Here is a 5,705-nt window from a genome sequence, read left to right as displayed (position 1 = left end):
TTTAATTCAGTTGAAGATCTTTTTTTACATCTTCTATTTTTGCTTCCAATATTTGCAGTTTTTCTACAAAATCTGCTTCAGAAGTAATCGAGTCTTTCACAGAAATATAAAATTTAATTTTAGGTTCAGTTCCGGAAGGTCTCACACAAACTTTAGTCCCGTCCTGTGTATAATAAATCAATACATTGGATTTTGGAATATCGTCCATTACTTTCTTTTTGTTCTCTGAAACTACAAAGTTTGTCTGCTCTTTGAAATCTTTAACTTCTTCCACTAATGATCCGGCAATGCGCCTCGGTGGATTTTCTCTGAAGTTTTTCATCATATTCTGAATCTCTTCAGCCCCGTCTCTACCTTTTCTTACCAGATTGACCAATCCTTCGTAATACATTCCTGTTTCCTGATAAATTTCGATCATATACTGATACATGGTTTTACCGTTTGCTTTACACCATGCTGCAATCTCACAGGCAAGAAGTATACTTCCACAAGAATCCTTGTCTCTTACAAAATCTCCGGTCATAAATCCGAAACTTTCCTCACCACCACAAATAAATTTTTCTTTTCCTTCAAAATCACGGATCATTTTTCCGATCCATTTGAATCCTGTCAATCCAACTTTGCAGTCTACACCAAATTTCTGAGCAATATCAAAGAAAATATCCGATGTCACAATGGTAGAGCCAATAAACTCTTTACCTGTGATTCTTCCCTGTTTTTTCCATTCATTCAGGATATAATAAGTAAGGATCGTATTGGTCTGGTTTCCGTTTAACAGTTGGATTTCACCATCAAGGTTTCTTACTGCAATTCCTAATCTGTCTCCATCCGGATCGGTTCCTATAACAATATCCGCATTGGTAATTTTAGCAAGATCCATTGCCATAGATAAGGCTGCAGGCTCTTCCGGGTTTGGAGAATCCACGGTCGGAAAGTTTCCGCTTGGAATCATCTGTTCCTTTACCAGGTCCACTTTTTTGAAACCCGCTTTTTCCAAAGCTTTGGGAACAGTGGTATAGGTTGTTCCGTGGATAGAAGTGAAAACAATATTTAAATTTCCTTTTCCAACATCCTGATAAGTAGAGTTAGCAATACAGGCATCGATATACACATCATCCTGCTCTTCTCCCACCCATTCTATCAGATCATCATTTCCGTCAAATTTAATTGTGTCAAATGCCACGGAATATACTTCATTTATAATAGCTTCATCGTGAGGAGGAACAATCTGAGCCCCGTCATTCCAGTAAACTTTATATCCGTTGTATTCCGGTGGATTATGGGAAGCGGTCAATACAATCCCCGCATTACATTTTTTATCTCTTACCGTAAATGACAATTCAGGAGTCGGTCTGTGATTTTTAAACAACAATACTTTAATTCCATTAGCCGTTAAAACATCCGCCACCATTTTTCCAAATTCTCTGGAATTATTACGTACATCATAAGCAATCGCTACTTTGATTTCCTGACCCGGAAACTGCTCGTGGAGATAATTCGCTAATCCCTGAGTAGCCTGTCCTAATGTATATTTATTTAAACGGTTCGTTCCTACCCCCATAATTCCTCGCATTCCTCCTGTTCCGAATTCCAGTTCTCTGTAGAAAGAATCTTCCAAATCAGGAGAATTACTGTCAATAAGTAGTTGAACAGCATCTCTAGTTTCCTTATCAAATATATCGCTTAACCAAAGTTTTGCTTTTTCTAATGTTGTCATACTTATATTTTGTTTCTTATAGTTTTAATTGATTTATTATTTTCCTAAATTTTATTGAAATGAAGAAATTTAATCGAGCCTCTTATTCTCAACCTTCGTGGTTTTCTCTATTTTAAATGCACGGATTGGATCATTATAATACACTAGTTTAGCTGTGTTTTTAACATCTCCTTTTAAAGAATCTTTCACATTTACTTCTGCATAGTTTCCGTTTTTAGAATCCAGATTAAGATTGGTGATTTTCCAATAAGGAGCAATTAAGCTTGCTGTATCCGCTATTTTGATCACTGCATTTTTAGTTTCTCCTAAAAAGTTGGCTCTGCTGGTATTAAGCATTTCGATTTCCGCTCTTCTCGTATTAATCGATCCGATAAATTTAGCGTTATTTTTTAAGTTCAATCTAAAATTATCTGTTTTTATTTCGCTTGAAATATTCATTTCCACAGAATCGGAAATAGATACTTTTTCAAGGTTATATTTAGAATAGATGGTCACATTATAAAAATCTACTCCTTTAGTTTTTCTTTTTTCTTTAATGGAAAGTGTTTTGTCTTTTACATTAACATTCAGATTTCCGGCTATATTAGGATAGGTTTCTATTTCCACCAGATTTTTGGGACCTCTTGCATAGAATACTCTGAAAGTCCCTTCCAAGTCCAGATTAACAAATTCCGAAACTTCAATTTCCTTATTTTCTATATTTCCTTCAGGAGAAACTTTTCCGCAGGCGATCAAAGAAAAAATCATCCCAGATAAAAGTCCCAGTACCGCATATCGCTGAAATTTTGCACTCATAAATTACTCACTTACATGATGCGGCAATTTACAATATTATTTTCAAAATTTTAGTTGTAAAAGGGTAAGATAAAAGAAGATTTTTCTCATCTAATATGATAAGAATTATATGATATTAAAAAAATAAAAGCTGCTCCAGATATACTGAAACAGCTATTCTATTATTTTGTTAATTTTCTCAAAACAGAAATTAATCTGTCTACATCTTCACAAGTATTATAAAAAGCTAATGAAGGGCGAACAGTAGTTTCCACTCCCATTCTGCGAAGAATCGGCTGGGCACAGTGATGACCTGTTCTTACAGCTATCCCTTCCCTGTTTAAGACCTTTCCAATTTCATCATTGGAAAATCCTTTTATAGTAAATGATAAAACACTGGCTTTATCAGCTGCAGTCCCTATAAGGCGTATTCCGGGAATCTGCTTCATATAATAAGTGGCATATTCCAACAGTTGATGTTCATATTGACCGATAACATTCATTCCTATTTTGGACACATAATCTATTGCTGCTCCTAAACCTACGGCATCCGCAATATTTCCGGTTCCTGCTTCGAAACGATTAGGAGATTTATGATATTTAATTTTTTCAAAAGTCACATCTTCTATCATATTTCCTCCTCCCTGCCATGGCTCTGAACTATTAAGAATCTCTTCTTTACCATACAAAACTCCAATACCTGTAGGTCCAAATACTTTATGTCCTGAAAAAACGAACCAGTCTGCATCCAGAGCCTGTACATTAACCGCCATATGGGATACTGATTGTGCTCCATCGACCAACACTTTAGCTCCTGCAGAATGAGCCATCGTAATCATTTGCTGAACAGGAGTAACTGTTCCCAATGCATTGGAAACTTGTGTAAAAGCAACCAATTTCGTTTTAGAAGAAAGAAGCTTGTCATATTCATCAAGAATAATCTGGCCGTTATCATCTACAGGAATTACTTTTAGTATTAGTCCTTTCTTGTCTGCCAATCTTTTCCAAGGAACGATATTCGCATGGTGTTCAAGATGACTTACAATGATTTCGTCTCCTGCTTTTAAGTATTGATCTCCCCAGCTCTGGGCTACCAAATTAATAGCTTCAGTAGCACCCCGCACAAAAATTACTTCATTTACAGAACGGGCTCCGATAAATTTTCTTACTTTTTCTCTGGCCGCTTCATAAGCGTCTGTTGCCCGTGCTGCCAGCTCATGTGCAGCTCTGTGAATATTAGAATTTTCAAATTCATAAAAACGGGTAATTCTTTCAATTACCTGTCGGGGCTTTTGGGTCGTGGCAGCATTGTCTAACCAAACGAGAGGTTTTCCGTTCACGTTTTCTCCAAGAATAGGAAAGTCTCTTTTTATAACATCAGCATTAAAACTATGAAGTCCTGAAAGCGTATTCAATTGTGAAGCTGATGTATCAGATAATCCTGAATTATAACTTCTGCTGTATTCCAAAAAATAGAATGAAGGAGTCGTATCTTTAATTTTACTTAAAGGATCGTTAAAATAAGACTTTTCCTCATTATTAAATCTATTTAAACCAAAGATTTCCGGAAGTTCTGCAAAGAACGAATCATATGCAAAAAGACCCGATAGATCATTATATTCTCTATCATTATTAGTTTTGGATGAGTCTAAATTTTTATCAGGAAAACTAGTTTCCGGATCATTGATATTAAAATGCTTTCCCTGGTTTATATAAGATGGTGTCACTCCATTTCCTATAGCTGAAGGCGAAATTCTTCCTCCAATGGTACTCTGAGGTAAATTTGAACCATATCCCCAATTATTTTCCTCTTTAAGATTTAAGGAACCGATAGCTGACGGAAAAACTCCCGGATCTACTGAAGATCCCTTTTTATTAAATTCTTCATGCTGTGTAAAGTAATGATTCCTATCCCAAACCTGTTTAGATTCAATACTTTTCAGATGATTTAAAAGATCTTCTGTTGCTTTTTTCGCTCTTGGATGATTTTCAGGGTTCAATGTTATTTCTTTTGGTACTTCATTGGGGAGCGCCTTAAATAAAATATTGGCTAAGTTCTGCAGTTCATTGATATCCGGTAGCTGATCAGTATTTATACTCATAATAATTATTTATATCTACATCTTCCAAAACTGCAATAGCATCGTCAACCAATACCGCCAGAGAACAATATAATGAAACAAGATAAGAGGCAATAGCACGGTCATTAATACCCATAAATCTCACGGATAATCCAGGAGTTTGTTCTCCCTGTAATCCCGGCTGAAACAATCCTACAACTCCTTGTTTATTTTCACCAGTTCTCAATAGTATAATTTTAGTTTTTCCATTTTCAACAGGTAATTTATCTGACGGAATCAACGGAATTCCTCTCCAAGTAATAAACTGAGAACCAAATAAAGAAATGGTCGGAGGCGGAACTCCTCTTCTGGTACATTCTCTTCCAAAAGCTGCTATTGCCTGAGGATGCAGTAAAAAAAATCCCGGCTCTTTCCAGACTTTGGTAATAAGATGGTCCAAATCATCGGGAGTAGGTCCTCCTCCTTTACGTGTTTTGATGATCTGTGATTCAGCGACACTGTTTAGAAGCCCATAGTTTTTGTTATTTATCAATTCACTTTCCTGTCTCTCTTTGATAGTTTCTATTGCGAGACGCAACTGCTCAGATATCTGATTATATGGTTTACTATATAAGTCTGAGACTCTAGTATGAACATCTACAATAGTTTGTACTGCTGCCAAATTATATTCTCTCGGATCATCAACGTAATCTACAAAAGTTCTGGGTAATACCTTTTCATCTCTTGTGGAACAATCTACCTCAATATGGGAAGCGTTCTCCACCTTATTCAGACGATAAACACCTGATTCTACAGGTATCCAATTCAATAATTGTGTAAGCCACCTTGGTGTAATTGTTCCCATTTGAGGAACTGTTCTGGTTGCAATAGCGAGTTGACGTGCTGCAACATCCCCTAATGCTGTTTGTGTGTAATGATTTTTTTCTGCCATAATTGTTTTTTATATATTTTAAGCAACTAAAATATACATTTTTATATAGTCTACAAAAACAGTAGACTATATCATTTCTTCACCTCTTTTAGAATTAGTTGAAATAATTTTATTATAATTAACTATGGCCACTAAAAAAAAGGGTAATTATTTATAAATAAATAAGCATAACTAATTAATAATTAAACAAAAAAATATGTAT

Annotated in this window: 4 protein-coding genes; all 4 read right to left on the bottom strand. The window is 35.5% G+C overall.

Features of this window, described 5'->3' with window-relative positions; genetic code table 11:
• Position 1: 1 nt before the first annotated feature.
• The 4 genes from Q0A18_RS14335 to Q0A18_RS14320 all read right to left on the bottom strand — a co-directional run bounded on the left by Q0A18_RS14335 (position 2) and on the right by Q0A18_RS14320 (position 5,503).
• Complete coding sequence (locus Q0A18_RS14335) at positions 2–1,717, bottom strand: phospho-sugar mutase (protein WP_292010842.1); 1,716 nt, start codon at positions 1,715–1,717, stop codon at positions 2–4.
• A 69-nt stretch (positions 1,718–1,786) separates the two neighbouring features.
• Positions 1,787–2,512 carry a DUF2807 domain-containing protein gene (locus Q0A18_RS14330; protein ID WP_292010841.1) on the bottom strand — a complete coding sequence of 242 codons (726 nt, stop codon included), beginning with the start codon at positions 2,510–2,512 and terminating at the stop codon, positions 1,787–1,789.
• A gap of 161 nt (positions 2,513–2,673) precedes the next feature.
• Positions 2,674–4,593, bottom strand: a complete 1,920-nt coding sequence (locus Q0A18_RS14325; protein WP_292010840.1) for a family 2A encapsulin nanocompartment cargo protein cysteine desulfurase — start codon at positions 4,591–4,593, stop codon at positions 2,674–2,676.
• Entirely contained in the window at positions 4,577–5,503 is a 927-nt protein-coding gene (locus Q0A18_RS14320; RefSeq protein ID WP_292010839.1) for a family 2A encapsulin nanocompartment shell protein, read from the bottom strand. Before Q0A18_RS14320 ends, Q0A18_RS14325 begins: the two co-directional genes overlap by 17 nt.
• Positions 5,504–5,705: the final 202 nt, after the last annotated feature.

Origin of the sequence: Chryseobacterium sp., assembly GCF_022712095.1 — a bacterium.
In the GTDB taxonomy this organism is placed as follows: Bacteria; Bacteroidota; Bacteroidia; order Flavobacteriales; family Weeksellaceae; genus Chryseobacterium.
This window is presented reverse-complemented; position numbering and strand designations above follow the sequence as displayed.

Coding starts and splice junctions, on each gene's coding strand:
- Q0A18_RS14335 (WP_292010842.1), bottom strand. CDS start 1,717: ATGACAACATTAGAAAAAGCAAAACTTTGGTTAAGCGATATATTTGAT.
- Q0A18_RS14330 (WP_292010841.1), bottom strand. CDS start 2,512: ATGAGTGCAAAATTTCAGCGATATGCGGTACTGGGACTTTTATCTGGG.
- Q0A18_RS14325 (WP_292010840.1), bottom strand. CDS start 4,593: ATGAGTATAAATACTGATCAGCTACCGGATATCAATGAACTGCAGAAC.
- Q0A18_RS14320 (WP_292010839.1), bottom strand. CDS start 5,503: ATGGCAGAAAAAAATCATTACACACAAACAGCATTAGGGGATGTTGCA.